Origin of the sequence: Brachybacterium sp. GCM10030252 (genome assembly GCF_042666535.1) — a bacterium.
GTDB lineage: Bacteria > Actinomycetota > Actinomycetes > Actinomycetales > Dermabacteraceae > Brachybacterium.
Genome location: NZ_JBHTDM010000035.1, coordinates 87,440 through 102,483, shown reverse-complemented (window position 1 = coordinate 102,483; position 15,044 = coordinate 87,440). Strand labels below are relative to the sequence as shown.

General features: G+C 70.3%; 12 protein-coding genes. 4 read left to right on the top strand and 8 right to left on the bottom strand.

The features are described from left to right. Window positions 1-152: 152 nt before the first annotated feature. The 7 genes from ACFQRJ_RS16030 to ACFQRJ_RS16000 form a co-directional block, all read right to left on the bottom strand. Window positions 153-1,541: an RbtT/DalT/CsbX family MFS transporter gene (locus ACFQRJ_RS16030; protein ID WP_377020224.1), complete on the bottom strand. Its 1,389-nt coding sequence runs from the start codon at window positions 1,539-1,541 to the stop codon at window positions 153-155. A 140-nt stretch (window positions 1,542-1,681) separates the two neighbouring features. Beyond that, complete coding sequence (locus ACFQRJ_RS16025) at window positions 1,682-2,680, bottom strand: D-ribose ABC transporter substrate-binding protein (RefSeq protein WP_377020223.1); 999 nt, start codon at window positions 2,678-2,680, stop codon at window positions 1,682-1,684. Between the two features lie 113 nt (window positions 2,681-2,793). Next, the gene (locus ACFQRJ_RS16020) at window positions 2,794-4,086 is read right to left on the bottom strand and encodes an ABC transporter permease (RefSeq protein WP_377020222.1); all 1,293 of its coding nucleotides are present in this window, start codon (window positions 4,084-4,086) and stop codon (window positions 2,794-2,796) included. Between the two features lie 26 nt (window positions 4,087-4,112). Further along, on the bottom strand, window positions 4,113-5,630 hold the full coding sequence (locus tag ACFQRJ_RS16015; protein ID WP_377020221.1) for a sugar ABC transporter ATP-binding protein: 1,518 nt from the start codon (window positions 5,628-5,630) through the stop codon (window positions 4,113-4,115). Beyond that, complete coding sequence (locus ACFQRJ_RS16010; protein WP_377020220.1) at window positions 5,627-6,298, bottom strand: DUF2291 family protein; 672 nt, start codon at window positions 6,296-6,298, stop codon at window positions 5,627-5,629. Before ACFQRJ_RS16010 ends, ACFQRJ_RS16015 begins: the two co-directional genes overlap by 4 nt. Before the next feature lie 448 nt (window positions 6,299-6,746). Continuing rightward, window positions 6,747-7,850 carry a zinc-binding dehydrogenase gene (locus ACFQRJ_RS16005; protein WP_377020219.1) on the bottom strand — a complete coding sequence of 368 codons (1,104 nt, stop codon included), beginning with the start codon at window positions 7,848-7,850 and terminating at the stop codon, window positions 6,747-6,749. A gap of 273 nt (window positions 7,851-8,123) precedes the next feature. Then, window positions 8,124-9,095 carry a sugar-binding transcriptional regulator gene (locus ACFQRJ_RS16000; RefSeq protein WP_377020218.1) on the bottom strand — a complete coding sequence of 324 codons (972 nt, stop codon included), beginning with the start codon at window positions 9,093-9,095 and terminating at the stop codon, window positions 8,124-8,126. A gap of 278 nt (window positions 9,096-9,373) precedes the next feature. Here ACFQRJ_RS16000 and ACFQRJ_RS15995 point away from each other — a divergent pair, with 278 nt between their 5' ends. The 4 genes from ACFQRJ_RS15995 to ACFQRJ_RS15980 all read left to right on the top strand — a co-directional run bounded on the left by ACFQRJ_RS15995 (window position 9,374) and on the right by ACFQRJ_RS15980 (window position 13,175). Then, window positions 9,374-10,864 carry an FGGY-family carbohydrate kinase gene (locus tag ACFQRJ_RS15995; RefSeq protein WP_377020217.1) on the top strand — a complete coding sequence of 497 codons (1,491 nt, stop codon included), beginning with the start codon at window positions 9,374-9,376 and terminating at the stop codon, window positions 10,862-10,864. 137 nt (window positions 10,865-11,001) lie between these two features. After that, window positions 11,002-11,328, top strand: coding sequence for a cupin domain-containing protein (locus ACFQRJ_RS15990; RefSeq protein ID WP_377020216.1), 327 nt, complete (start codon window positions 11,002-11,004; stop codon window positions 11,326-11,328). A 182-nt stretch (window positions 11,329-11,510) separates the two neighbouring features. Then, on the top strand, window positions 11,511-12,257 hold the full coding sequence (locus ACFQRJ_RS15985; RefSeq protein ID WP_377020214.1) for a FadR/GntR family transcriptional regulator: 747 nt from the start codon (window positions 11,511-11,513) through the stop codon (window positions 12,255-12,257). Between the two features lie 69 nt (window positions 12,258-12,326). Further along, entirely contained in the window at window positions 12,327-13,175 is an 849-nt protein-coding gene (locus ACFQRJ_RS15980; RefSeq protein ID WP_377020213.1) for an SMP-30/gluconolactonase/LRE family protein, read from the top strand. A gap of 36 nt (window positions 13,176-13,211) precedes the next feature. Here the strand turns inward: ACFQRJ_RS15980 and putP are convergent, their stop codons facing one another. After that, entirely contained in the window at window positions 13,212-14,771 is a 1,560-nt protein-coding gene (gene putP, locus ACFQRJ_RS15975; RefSeq protein ID WP_377020212.1) for a sodium/proline symporter PutP, read from the bottom strand. Window positions 14,772-15,044: the final 273 nt, after the last annotated feature.

Sequence of the window (15,044 nt, the reverse complement as noted above, 5' to 3'; positions counted from 1 at the left end):
GGAAGGACGGGCGGACCGTCGACGTCGGCCACTGCGTCGGTGCCGCCGGGCGGGACAGGACGGAACGCCTCGCACGCAAGATCCTATAGGAAAGTGTGTGCCGGGAGGCAACCAGGCTCCGTTCGACCCGTCAGACATCGGTGGGCCGGCTCTCAGCGGGCCGCCGCCGGCGTGGCGGCCTCGTCGGAGGACCGGTCCTCACCATGAAGGCTCGGCTGATGGACCTTGAGGAAGTAGGTCATCACGAAGGCGCAGGCGTACAGCAGCACGAACGCCCAGACCACGCCGACGTTCCCGCCCCACGGGCGGACCACGGCGACCACGGCCGAGCCGAGGAACGTCGCCCCGCCGGCGGCCGTGGTGTACATGGCCATCGCCGCGCCGGTGTGCTTGGGGGCGATGGCGGGCATGATCGCGCCGAGCGGCACGAAGCCGGCCAGCAGGATGCCGAACACGGTGCCCGCGGCGACCGCGACGACGAAGCCCCAGTCGGAGCCGGCGGGGACCCAGTGCGGCACGTACCACCACAGCAGCAGGCCGATCGAGGAGCCGACGATGCCGAACCAGCGCACCGTCCTCGTCCAGCCCCAGCTGTCGCCGAGCGCACCGAAGGCTGCGTTGAACAGGATGTTGCCGGCATAGACCACGCTGGTCATGACCAGCCACTGCGACATGCTCCAGCCCAGCCCGCCGTCGGCGATGGAGCCGGCGATGACGCTCGGCAGGATGATGAACATCCCGAACTCGGGGGCGGTGTTGATCAGGCGCGTCAGGAAGCCCATGGCGATGCGCTTGTTGGTGAAGGTCAGCCGCAGGCCGGAGAGGATCACGGAGCCTCTGCTCTCGCCCGCGGGGGCCAGGCGCATGCTGCCGTGGCGTTCGCGCACCCCGAACCAGGCGATGAGGAAGCCGATCGTGACGATCCCGGTGGAGGCGAGCATCGCCCAGTACTGCCCGAGGAACCCGCCGCCGAAGCCGTCGATCAGGAACACGGCGACCAGCGAGCCCAGGGTGGGCAGGCCGCCGGTGAACATGACGTAGAACCAGCCGACGGCCGCTCCGTTGCGCGCCTTGTTCACCACGGCGTTGATCCACACCAGGAACGCGAAGGCGAACAGCGGGAACCCGAACCCGCGCAGGAAGTAGGACAGCGCCACCAGCGGCACCGACTCCAGTTGCAGGGAGCCGAGGAAGGCCAGCTCGAACACGACCCACACCCCGAAGCCCAGCGCCATCACGCGGCGCGGGCCCCAGAGATCGGACAGGGCGCCGGCCAGGTAGGAGCCGACGAGCACGGCCAGGCTGTAGGCGGCGATGATCCGGGCGGCGAGGTCGATCTTCGCATCCCCGCCGCCGAAGGTCTCGGCGATGTGTGGGGAGACGATGTTGGACTCGACGCCGTTGCCGGTCATGAAGATCAGGACGCCCAGGAAGCCCCAGCGCAGTGGGTGCGGGATCCCGATCCGGTCCAGGAAGCCCTCGCGGACTCCCGCCTCGTCGTCGGCGCCGGCTGCGCCTGTCGCCATCGGTGCCGAACTCATACGGACACTCCTTCGTGTGCGGTGGTCGCTCTCGCGGCCGTCACTGCGGTGCCGGGCGTACCGCCCGGCGGTCGACGCGGCGACCCTAGGACGAGCACCGAACATCCGTCAAGCACAAATGTTCCGCCGCACCCTCCTCCTCACTCGGTGTAGGTGAACGGTGCAGTCATCTTGTCGACGTTCTCCTCGGTGATGAGGATGCAGTCCAGCGCCTGCTTCTCCTGCTCCGGCTCGGTGCCGTTGCGCAGCAGATCGTCGGCCATCTCGATGACCTGCTCGGCGAACTGCGCCACGGGCTGGAGCACGGTGTAGGCGAGCTCGCCGTTCTTGATCGCCTCCACGGCGTCCGGCGAGCCGTCGAAGCCGCCCACCACGATGTCCTCGAGGACTCCGGCCTCCTGGAAGGCCGCGATCGCGCCCAACGCCATCTCGTCGTTGCCGGAGATCAGGCCCTTGATATCGGGATTGGCCTGCAGCAGCGACTGCGCCTTGTCGTGCCCCAGGGTCCGGTCCCAGTCCGCGACCTCCTCACCGACCTTCTCCAGGTCGGGGTACTGGCTGATCGTGGTCGTAAAGCCGTTCGAGCGGGTCTGGGCGTTGTTGTCCGAAGGCAGGCCGAACAGCTCGACGTAGGTGCCCTCCTCCCCCATACGTTTGACCCATTCCTGGGCGCCGAGCGCCGCGCCCTGCGCGTTGTTCGAGACCAACTGCGCCTTGGCGACGCCCTCCTCGTTGATCTCGGCGTTGATGAGGAAAACGGGGATGTCGGCCTGGACGACCTTCTTAATGGTGCCGATCGAGCCGTCCGCGTCGGCCGGGTCCATGATCACCGCCACCGACCGGTTCGAGATGGCTGTGTCGACCAGCGTGTTCTCGGTGTTGGTGTCACCTTTGTGGGCACCGACGGTGGTGGTGTAGCCGAGCTCCTCGGCCTTGGCCGCGGCGACATCGCCCTCGGTCTTCCAGTACGGGTTGGAGGGATCGTTGACGATGATCGTGATCAGGCCGCCGTCGGACGAACCGCCGCCGCCAGCACTGCCGCCGTCGGACGAACCGCCGCCGGATCCGGTCGAGCACGCCGCCAGGCCGGCCGCCGCGGCGCCGATGCCGAGTGCGGAGAGGAAATGCCTACGTTCCATGATGTGTTCCTTTCGAGGGGATGCAGCCCGGCCGGGGTGCATCGGGGCTCTTGCAGGGTTCTGGTCCCGGGTCTGTGAGGGCCCGGAGGGGGCAGTGCCGGCGGTCGGAGTGGTCAGTGCCGGCGGTCCGGTCCCGGGTCGCCACTGCCTGGCTCCTCGGCCCGGTCGGGGGCCGGCGTACCGGGCGAGGGGCCGCCGCCGGCTGCCGCGCCATCGACCGCCGCGCCGTCGGTCGCCGCACCGCCTGCCGACGCACCGTCGGTCGTCCCGCCGTCGGCCGGCTTCGCCCCGGAGGCGGCGGGAGCGGGCACGGGCGTGCCGCTGGGCGGTGTCGTCGTCGGGGTCTGCTTGGCCCTGCGCGGCCTCCCGTACTGCAGGGAGTTCAGCAGTACGGCGACGATGATCACTGCGCCGACGAACACCGTCTGCCAGTACTCGGAGACGCCGACGAGGACGAGCCCGTCGGAGAGGAACCCGATCACGAAGGCGCCCAGCAGGGTGCCACGCACGGTGCCGCGACCGCCGGAGAGAGCGGCGCCGCCGATGACGACGCCCGCGATCGCGGTCAGCTCGTAGGTATTGCCGGCGGTGGGGCTGGCACTGGTGAGGGTCGAGGCGAGGATCAGCCCGGCCACGGCGGAGCAGAGCCCGGAGATCACGTACACCCAGATCTTCACCGAGCGCACGGGCACGCCGGAGAGCTGGGAGGCGCGCTCATTTCCGCCGGTGGCGTACAGCCAGCGCCCGAACGTGGTCCGGGCCAGCACCACGGCGAGGACCAGCGCGATCACCGCCATGATCAGGACGCCGGCGGGGATTCCCAGGATGCGGTTGAACCCGAGCCACTCGAAGCCGGTGTTGCCCAGGCCCTCGGTGCCGGAGAGGTCGTTGATGGTGCGGCCGTTGGTCATCAGCAGCGCGAATCCGCGCACCACGTAGAGCATGCCGAGGGTCGCCACGAACGGGGCGACGTGGAACCGTGCCACGAGCAGGCCGTTGACCAGGCCGATCACTCCGCCGAGGGCGACGGAGATCAGCACCGCCACGGGCACGCTGGGGTAGAGCGTCACCCCGAAGATGTCCAGCGGCACGCCGCGCAGCAGGAAGCCGGCGATCACGGCGGTGAACCCGAGGGTGGAGCCGACGGAGAGGTCGATGCCGCCGGTCAGCACCACCAGCAGCATCCCCAGCGACAGCAGCGCGAAGATCGCGACGTGGGAGGCCATGATCAGCAGGTTGTCGACGGTGAGGTAGTTCGGCGAGAGCAGCGAGAAGACGACGATGATCAGCGCGAGGGCCAGGAAGGCCCGCCCCTCGATGAGGAGCTTGGAGAGGTCGAGCTTCTTCGCACCCTCACCTGCGGTGGTGGAGGTCTCTGCGGTGGTGGTCGCTGCGGTGGAGGTCATCGTGCTGTCCGTTCCTGGGTGCGGGGTCAAGAGGTGACGACTTCGCCGGAGGCGGCCATGACGTCGGACTTCGCGGCGTCGGGTCCGAATTCGGCAGAGATGCGACCGCGTCGCAGCACCACGATGCGGTGGGCGATGCTGAAGCACTCCTCGACCTCGGAGGTGGAGTAGACGACGCCCAGGCCCTCGCGGGCCCGGTCGGCGAGCAGACCGAAGACCTCGGCCTTCGCCCCGATGTCGATGCCCCGGCTGGGCTCGTCCAGGAGCATCACGCCGGGTCCGGTCGCCAGCGCCTTGCCGATGACGACCTTCTGCTGGTTGCCGCCGGAGAGGGAGCCGATCGGGGTCTGCGGCCCGGGCGCTTTGACGGTGACGTCCCGGATCAGCCCGTCGGCCAGGGCAGTCTCCTTGCGGCGCGAGAGGAAGCCGCGCGTGAGGAACTGCCGGATGCTGGAGAGGGTGAGGTTCTGGCCGACGGACATGGTCTGGACCAGCCCATCGCGCTGGCGATCCTCCGGCACCAGCCCGATCCCCATCGCGATGCGTTCGCCGATCGATTCGGGGCCGAGCTGCTGCCCGCGGTAGAGGATCCGGCCACCGGCGATGCGGCCGCGACCCGCGACGGCTTCCAGCACCTCGGTGCGGCCAGCGCCCATGAGCCCGTAGAGGCAGACGATCTCGCCTTCGCGCACCGTCAGCGACAGTTCGTCGACGACGGCACGCTCGGGGTTCTCGGGGTCGCGGACGGTGAGGTCCTGGATCTCCAGCACGGGATCGCCGAACGCGTGGCCTTCCGGTGGGGAGCCCAGGTCGAAGTGTTCGCCGACCATGTGCTGGACGATCCAGGCCAGGTCGATCTCCTCGCGGTCCCCGCGGGCGGTCATGGTGCCGTCCCGCAACACCACGGCATGGTCGGTGACCTGCAGCGCCTCCTCGAGATGGTGGGAGATGTAGACCAGGGAGACGCCGCGGGCCGTGTGCTCCTCGATGATTCCGAAGAGGATCTCGACCTCCTTGGCCGCCAGGGCCGACGTCGGCTCGTCCATGATGAGGATGCGGGCGTCGATGGACAGGGCCCGGGCGATCTCGACTATTTGCTGCTGGCCGACGCGCAGGTCGCCGACCATGGCCGCGGGACTCACATCCAGTCGCAGGTCGGCCAGGAGAGCGGCGGCCTGTCGCGTCTCCTCGGCGTAGTCGACGCCGCCGGCGCGGGTGATCTCCCGGCCGAGGAAGATGTTGTCGCGCACCGAAAGGTTCGGGGCGAGGCTCAGCTCCTGGTGGATGATCGCGATGCCGTGGTCGCGGGCGTCGTTGGTGGTGGCAAAGGTGACCGGCTGCCCGTCGAGGATGATCGATCCCGAGGTGGGCTGCTCCACGCCCGAGAGGATCTTCATCAGCGTCGACTTCCCCGCGCCGTTCTCCCCGAACAGCGTGGTGACCTGGCCGCGGTGGACGCCGAAGTCCACGCCCTTCAGCGCCCGGGTGCCCCCATAGGTCTTGACGATGTCGCGCGCATGAAGAACCACGTCGTCGGTGTTCACTGGACCTCCAGGGAGACGGGGGTGACGAGCCAGCCCTCGGGGTTGATCGCGGTGAAGGCCCCGGTGACAGTGACCGTCTCGCCCGGCAGCGAGGTCGGGTCCACGGGCTCGAGGACCTGCTTCTTCGCCTCATCGTTCAACGCGGCGCCGGCGTCCTGGTACTCGATCTGGTTGGTGAACTGGCCGAAGCCGTAGGAGCCGGTGGCATCGCGCAGGTCGGTGCCGTTGATGGCCGGGCCGGTCTGGATGCGCACGGTGACGTCCTGGGGCATACCCTCGACGTCGACCTCGTAGATGCCGGCCTCGCCCTCGCCGACGGTGCCGGTGAAGGTCGTGGAGTAGACGGTGTTCCCGGCGGCCTCGACCCCGTGCTCGGAGGCCGCGGCGTCTGGGTCCTCGGCGATCGCGGCGGCCAGCTCGGGAGCCTCCACGGCGCGCTCGGTGATCTGCTCCTGGACCTTCGGGAACTCCTCGGCTCCGAACGTGGCCTTGTCGAACTCCTCCGGTCCGGCGGCCTGGGACTCCTCCCCCTGAGGCACCACTTTCGTGCCCAGGACGACGACGAGCAGGGCGATCAGGGTCAGGGTTGCCGCGACCCAGCGGCCGGTGTGCTTCCTCGGCGATGCCGGGCGCCCGGTGCTGGGTGCCGCGGCGGATGCGGTGCTCATGGTGAGCCTTCCTCTGGTTGCTCCGGCTGGTGGGTGTCCGGCCGGTGGGTGGTCAGCCGGTGGGGCCCGGCCGGTGGGTGTCCGGCCGCCGGATGACCGGCGGGTGCGTGTGCTGCGACGGGCACCGTGCTCCGCTGGCGCCGTGGAGGGTGGTGTGGCTGGTGCGACTGGTGCGGTGGAGAGTGGTGCCGTGTTCCGGCTGGTGCATTGCGGGCCGAGCACGGAGCGGATACGCGTCCGTCAGCGTCGACGGGGTGCCGGATGTGCGTTCGGCCGGCGATGTGGGCGATCAGGTGGGGCGCACCGCCGGATCGGTTGGATAGGAGACGGCGGCTGTGCACCGCAGCGTGCACGGGACGGGAACCGCCGGCTCGGGAGACGGGGCCCAGGTGCGGGATGACGAGGGGCGGCGCCGCACCCGGGGCTGCGCAGGCCGTCCGCAGACGGCTCAGATACCGGGCAGGATGGAGACCTTGACGGAGGCGCCGGCGGAATCGGCGACCTGGTCCAGGGCGGTCTGGACCTCACCGAGGCCGTACTGGTGGGTGCAGATCTCGTCCATGGGCAGCTCGCCGGATTCGATCATCTTGATCGCGGCGGGCCAGCAGTTCGGGCCGAGGTGAGCCCCGAGGACGTCGAGCTCCTTGTCGTCGGAGATGATCGACCAGTCGACCTTCACGTCCTCCTTGAACACCGAGTACTCGACGTAGGTGCCGAGCTTGCGCAGGAGGTTCAGGCCCTGGCCGACCGCGCTGGGGTGACCGGTGCACTCGATGTACACGTCGGCCCCGTAGCCGCCCGTCAGGCCGCGGATCTCCTCGTAGATGTCCGTCGTGGACGGGTTCAGGGTGAGGTCGGCGCCGCACTTCCTCGCCAGCTCGAGCTTGTGCTCGTCGAAGTCGAGGGCGATGACCGTCTTCGGGTTCTTGTGAGCGGCGCCGATGATGGCGCCGAGCCCGATCGGCCCGCAGCCGGCGACCACGACGACGTCGTCGAAGCTGAGCTGGGCGCGCTCGACGGCGTGCAGCGAGCAGGACAGCGGCTCGGAGAAGGCGGCGTGGTGGGCGGGGATCTCCTTGGAGACCTGGTGGGCGCGGGCCTGCGGCGGGACCAGCATGTACTCGGCCATCGCGCCGTTGAAGTGCTTGAAGCCGAACATGTCGTGCGGACCGCACATCCAGTACCAGCCGCGCTGGCAGTACATGCACTCACCGCACGGCACGATCTGCTCGCAGGCGATGCGGTCACCGAGCTGGACGCCGTGCTGGGCGAGCGCCTCGGCCGAGCCGGAGACGACCTCGCCGACGAGCTCGTGACCGGGCGTGATGCCCGGATCGACCCAGCGATCACGGTTCTCGTCGCCCCAGAACTTGGCGGCCCCGTGGTAGCACTTCAGGTCGCTCGCGCAGACGCCGACGGCCTCGACGCGGATCAGCAGCTCGTCGTCGCCCGGCTCCGGGACCTCGAGCTCCTCGAGGCGGTAGTCCTCCGGGGCGTGCATGACCACGGCCTGCATGGTCCGTGGGATCTCGTGCTGGGGGGTCTCGGTCATCTCGACACATCTCCTTCGATACGTTCCGGGCGTCGTCATGGCGCCTGCCGGATCGGGGTGCGGCTCTGCGGTGTGCCCCGTCTCGGTGCGAGCGTAGGCACCGTCCCGCACATTCGTCAAGCACAAATGTTCCACCTCGGACCGCGCGGCGCCCGCGGACATGGGGCGGCGGGCGTGGGGACCTGCCCCACCTGAATAGCCCGATGACGGTGGTGATGCCTCGGAGTCGACGGCGCCTCGGACGCGCGGGGGACGCCTCGGGGTCGGCCGCGACTACGCCGGGTCCGCGTCCCCGTAGTCGGCCAGCACCTGCTCTGCGGTGGGGGCGTCGGTGATCAGCGTCGTGAACAGCCCGGCCTTCGCGCCCGCCCGGATCGAGGCGGCCTTGCCGCGGCCCGCGGCCAGCGCGATCGAGGTGGGGATCTGTCGCAGCTGGTCCAGCGTCGGGCGTACCAGCAGATCGGAGCCGGGATAGACGACCGGCTCGCCGTCGGCGTCGAAGAAGTGCAGGCAGATGTCGCCGACGGCGCTGGCCAGCGAGGGATCATCCCGCGGCACCACCGAGGTCAGCGACTCCCGTTCCAGGTACGGGGCTCCGATGCCGGTGACCAGCACGCTGGCACGCGCCCACAGGTCCATGATCTCCACGAAGCTCGGGTCCGCCTGCAGCGACCGCCACAGGCTCCGGCTCGGAAGGGCCGGAGCGAAGATGAATCGCGGCTGCGCCCCGGTGCGGGTGGCGAGGTTCCGCACCGTCTCGTTGGTCTGGAACGCGGGATCGGACTCCTGCTGGCCGCCGACGGTGGGGGCGACGACCACCCCGGCGAGCTGGGGCAGCTCCATCCGGCTGACGGCATGGGTGGTCCGGCCCGAGGAGACCAGCAGGACGTCGTCGCGGCGCAGGGCCAGACGGCGCAGCTCCTCCCCCAGCTGGTCACCGAGACCGCGGTAGTCGCGCTGCGCCTGGTCGCCGGGCGCGATCCGCACCCGTTCGACCCCGAGCAGAGCCCGCAGGCGGCTCTCGAGCTCGGTGACGTCCTCCTCGGGGACGTCGAGCACCTCGAAACGCACCATCCCGATCCGGCGCGCCTCGCTGAGCAGCTTGCTCACGGTGGGCCGGGAGACGCCGAGCTTCTCGGCGATCTCGGCCTGGCGAAGATTCTCGACGTAGTAGGCGGACGCGGCGCGGTGCAGGAGCTGCAGATCCATATGGCTCTCGAGCACGTCCACCTCATTCACCGTCATCGCGTTGTCGTCGACCGCTGCGTCGGCGCCTTCGAGCCGCGGACGGGTCGTCCGTGAGCGCTGATCCTATAGAGTCCGACGGCCCCTCACGCAACCGCCGGACCATCGCCCGACGGGCGCAGCGGCGCCACCCGTCCTGGTCGGCGGCATGGAAGCTCCCCTCGGCGAGGGGTGCACGCGGCTCGGTCCCGGCGCCGACAATGGCAGGATGGGCACACCCCGCCGGACCCGGCGAGGGCTGCCGCACACCGAGGTGACGATGAGGAGAGGGCGCGCCGATGGCAGATCGCGCTGAGGCCGTGCTCGGCATCGACGTCGGCACCTCGAGCACCAAGGGCGTGCTGGTGGCCCTCGACGGCACCATCCTGGCGTGCGCGGTACGCGAGCACGCGGTGGATCGGCCCGCTCCCGGGCACGTGGAGATGGACGCGGAGATCTGGTGGGACGAGGTCGTCTCCCTGACCGCCGAGCTCACCGAAACCGCGGACGCCCGGATCACGGCGGTCGGCGTCTCCGGGATGGGCCCGTGCGTCCTGCTGACCGATGACGCCGGGCACCCGGTGCGGCCCGCGATCCTCTACGGGGTCGATACCCGCGCGGAGGCGCAGATCGCCGACCTCACCGCACGGTTCGGCGACCAGGAGATCTTCGAGCGCTGCGGCAGCGTGCTCTCGGCGCAGGCCGCCGGCCCCAAGATCCGCTGGGTCGCCGAGCAGGAGCCGGAGCACTTCGCCCGGGCGTCCAGACTCTTCATGCCCGCCTCGTACCTGGCGTTCCGCCTGAGCGGGCGGTACGTACTGGACCATGCCAGCGCCAGCATGGTCACCCCGCTGTACGACACGGGGACGCTGGACTGGCATCGGCCCTGGTCGGATCACGTCGCACCAGGTCTGGAGCTGCCGCCGCTGCAGTGGGCCGGCGAGGCCGCAGGCACCGTCACCGCAGCTGCCGCGAGCGCGGTGCCCGGCCTGTCGCCCGGGATCCCCGTCATCACCGGCACGGTCGATGCCTGGGCGGAGGCGATCAGCGTCGGCGCCACCGCGCCCGGCGACGTGATGCTGATGTACGGCACCACGACGTTCCTGGTCGCGATCACCGATGAGCCCGCTCCCAGCCGCACCCTATGGGTCACCGCCGGCACCTCCGCGGGGACGTTCACCCTCTCCGGCGGGATGGCCAGCTCGGGCGCGATCACCGCCTGGATGCGGGAGCTGACCGGCGAGGCGGACTTCGCCACGCTGATCGACGAGGCCGCCACCAGCGGCGTCGGCGCGAACGGCCTGCTGATGCTGCCCTACTTCGCCGGGGAGCGATCGCCCATGCACGACCCGTCGGCCCGCGGCGTGATCGCCGGGCTCACGCTGTCGCACACGCGCGGAGACCTCTACCGGGCGGCGCTCGAGGCGGCGGCGTACGGGGTGCGCCATCATCTCGAGGCGCTGCGCGAGGCGGGTGTGGTCATCGAGCGGATGGTCGCCGTCGGCGGCGGGATCCGCAACGAGCTGTGGCCGCAGATCGTCTCCGACGTCACCGGGCTGCCGCAGGAGATCCCGCGGCGCACGGTCGGCGCCTCCTACGGCACGGCGATGCTCGCCGCGCAGCTCGCCCACGGCTCCGACACCAGTACCTGGAACGGGATCGATCACGTGTGCGTGCCCGATCCCGACGCCGGTGCCCGGTACGACCAGCTGTACCGGATGTACCGCGAGCTCTACCCCGCGACGCGGGACGTCACGCACGCCCTCTCGGAGATCCAGCAGCACGGGTGAGCGCGCGGTGCCGCAGCAGGCCGCGGCAGCCGCCGACCGTCCACCGGCGGCTCGCCTTCTCGGCCGCCGCGTCGGGATCCGTTGTCGACCCGCGCCCCCGGTGCTAGCGTCGAGAGCGCGAGCCGAAGGGGGCTGTCATGAGCATCGAGACCATAGACCTCGCAGACCTGCCGAGCGGCAACTTCGAGGGCCGGGATCACGGCGCCTCCATCTCGATCATCGTCGAACGTGATCTCGGCCGGGGGCTCGGTCCCCGGCTGCACCGCCACCCCTACGACGAGACCTTCCTGGTCCAGGCCGGGTCAGCCGTGTTCACGGTGGCCGATCGCCAGGTGACGGTGTCCGCCGGGCAGCTGCTGGTCGCGCCCGCGAACACCCCGCACCGCTTCGAGTCGCTCGGCGGCTACAGCGGGATCCACATCCACAGCAGCGATCGGTTCATCACCGAGTGGCTGGAGGAGTAGGAGCGCCCTCCCGCGTCCCGTGAGCACCGGCGGGGACGACGCCGTGCGCTGCCGAGCTCCCGCCCGGCCCCCGAAACGAGCGCCCGGGGACCGGGCACCGCGGGCCCCTGGCCGACCGATATCATGGCAGGTCACAGATCCTCGCCGGCCCTCGAGCCGGTGCGCGCGGCGAAGGAGGTCACATGGATCCCGGGGTCCAGGAGTTCCTCGACATGCTCGTGCGGGAGGGCGTCGAGGTCGAGCGCGGTCTCCTCATCCCCAGCGAGCGCCGGCTCGCCGAGCTCAGCGGCATGTCCCGCGCCCGGGTGCGGGAGCAGCTCTCCGGCCTGCAGATGCTGGGCATCCTGCGGAAGGTCCAGGGATCGGGCAATGTGCTGGTCTCCCCCGGCACCCCGGGGGCCGGCTCCGGGAACGGCTTCGAGATGATGCTGCGGGCCGGGCTCGTGACCGTCTCGCACATCAACGAGGCTCGCGAGACGCTCGAAGTGGCGATCGCCCCGAAGATCACCGAGCACGTCACCGACGAGCAGATCCAGGGCCTCGAGGACCAGGTGCGCGCCATGGTCGACGCCTCCTCCTCGCGGGACTTCGCCGGCGGCCTGGCAGCGGACCACACCTTCCACACGTCACTGCTGCGGATCTTCGCCAACCCCATCACGACATATGTCGTCGACGGCATGAACCGGGCCCTGCACGACCTGCTGCTCGAACGTCGTCGCATCGCCATCAGCCGGGAGATCGCGCGCAACCACGGCGACCTCCCCCGGAGCTTCGAGACCGATACCGTCCACTTCGAGATCACCCGTGCCCTGCGCTCGCGGCGGAAGGAGGCGGTCACCGCGGCCATGGAGGAGCACTTCGAGCTGTGGCGGCGCATCTGTCGCGGCTCGGAGCTCCCCGTCGGCCGCGCTGCTGCGCGGGAGAGCTGACGCCCTGCTCACCCTCCCCAGCGGCTACCGTAGGGAGCCACCGCTGCACCGCCGGCATACGGAGGCCCCATGCACGCCGAACGCATCACCGAGTCGATCTGCCACCACGCCGAAGGCCCGTACTGGTCGAACAGCTGGGGCGGACTGCGGTGGGTCGACATGCTCGCCGGCGACGTCATGCACCTGGACGAATCCGGCACCGTTCGCCGCATTCCCACCCCGAGCAACGTCGTGGCCTGCGTGCGCCCGGCAGCCAGCGGCGGCGCCGTGCTCGCCCTGGAGAAGGGCTTCGCCCTCGAGGACGCCGACGGAGCGATCGATCCCCTGCCCCCGCTGTGGGAGGAGGACGTGCGCATGAATGAGGGCGCCGTCGCCCCCGACGGCTCCTTCCTGTGCGGCTCCATGGCCTACGACGCCCGCGAGGGAGCGGCGGCCATGTGGCGCCTGCTGCCCGACGGCACCACCAGCCGGATGCTGACGGGACTGACGATCTCCAACGGCCTGGCCTTCTCGGCCGACGGCAGCCGCGCCTACTACGTCGACACCCCCACCGGGCGGGTCGACCTGTTCGACTGGTCCGACGACGCGGGCCTGACCGGCCGCCGGACCTTCGCGGACCTCACCGGCCAGGACGGCCACCCCGACGGGCTCACGCTCGACGCCGAGGGCAGGGTCTGGGTGGCGATGAACGGTGCCGGCACGGTGCTGGGTCTCGACGAGCACGGCGGCGTCGCCGAGCGCGTCACAGTCGATGCCCGCCAGACCACCGCCTGCACCTTCGGCGGTGCGGATCGCGGCACGCTGTACATCACCACCAGCCGGGAGAACGTCCCCGACGGCGAGGACCTCCAGGCGGGCTCGCTCTTCGCGGTCCGGCCCGGGGTGCGCGGCGCCGAGGATCGCCTCTTCGGGCAGTGAGCCGGCGCCGCCGACGGCACCGGGGCACCCGCCCTCTCAGACGGTCGAGGCGGGGCGTCCGGTCTCCCCGTCGGCCGCGTGGGCCGGGATCTCCCCGGTGGTCACCGTCTCGACCGTGTCGTCGAACTCGCGCATGGCCAGCGCCGGCGGCTGCGGGGTCACCAGGCTGACGAGGATCGCCAGGATCAGGCAGATCAGGAAGCCGGGGATGATCTCGTAGAGGTGCTCGTCGCCGAACAGGCCCCAGGCGACATCGGGCGTGAACCAGCCCCAGATGAACGCGACGGCGGCGCCGGAGACCATGCCGACCGCGGCGCCGGCCATGGTCAGGCGACGCCAGAACAGGGCCAGCAGCACGATCGGGCCGAAGGCCGCGCCGAACCCGGCCCAGGCGAAGGAGACCAGTTCCAGCACGGAGCTGTCCGGGGCGAGGGCGAGCAGCATCGCGACCACGGAGACGGCGAGCACGCCGATGCGGCCGCCCCACAGCGCGCCTTTGTCCCCGAGCTTCGCGCCGAAACCGCCGACGAGATCCTCGACGAGGGCGGAGCTGGTCACGATCAGCTGCGAGGAGATGGTGGACATGATCGCCGCCAGCACCGCGGCCAGCAGCACACCGGCCACGATCGGGTGGAACAGGATCTGGGAGAGGTCGAGGAAGACGGATTCGCCGTTGGTCTCGTCGGTGAGGACCGCGTCGGCGTTCTGCTGGAAGTAGGCCAGGCCCGCGAGCGCGGTGAACACGGCCCCGATCACGCAGATGATCATCCAGACCATTCCCACGCCCAGCCCGTAGCGGGCGTCGCGGGAGGAGCGCAGCGCCATGAAGCGCACGATGATGTGGGGCTGGCCGAAGTAGCCCAGGCCCCAGGCCAGAGCGGAGATGATGCCGAGGGCGGAGCCGCCGGCGGTCAGGCTGGCGAAGTCGGCGTCGACCTCGCGCACCGACTCGAACATGGCCACCGGCCCGCCGACGGCGAACATGGCGGTGATCGGCACGATCAGCAGCGAGACCAGCATGACCAGTCCCTGGACGACGTCGGTGTAGGTCGCGCCGAGGAACCCGCCGAACAGCGTGTACAGCACCGTCACGCCGCCGACGATGAGCATGCCGGTCACGTACGGGCCGCCGAACATCGACTGGAAGAACACGCCGCCGGCGACCATGCCGGAGGAGACGTAGAAGGTGAAGAAGACCAGGATGATCAGGCCCGCGGCGATCCTCAGGATGTTCGTGCGGTCGTGCAGCCGGTTGCCGAAGAAGCTGGGTACGGTGATCGCGTTACCGGCGATCTGCGTGTACTGCCGCAGCCTGGGGGCGACGAAGAACCAGTTCAGTCCGGCGCCGATGGTGAGGCCGATGGCGATCCACGCCTCGACCAGCCCGCCCATGTAGAGCGCTCCGGGCAGACCCAGCAGCAGCCAGCCGGACATGTCCGAGGCGCCGGCGGACAGAGCGGCGACGAACGGGTGGAGCTGGCGCCCGCCGAGCATGTAGTCCTCACCGCCGCGGGTCTTGCGGAAGGCGTAGAGGCCGATGCCGATCATCGCGGCGAAGTAGACGGCCAGGGCGACGAGTCTGAAGGCGAGATCCATGAGGAGGCTCCGATCTCAGAGTGGGGTCTCAGGGGAAGCGGGGGTGCGATGGGTGGCGCTGAGCCTACGCGCGGGTAGCCAGATCCTCATCCCGATCACGAGCTGGCGCGGCAGTCGTAGCCGGATCGTCACTGGGCACGGGCGCCACCTATCTCACATCCCGCCCCCTCCCGCAAACGGCCGCAGGGCCAGTCCCGGCGCGCACCCACCCCGTGCACGGAACGTCTCGCGTGGAGCACCCCATGCACGGAACACCTCGCGTACCTCACCCCG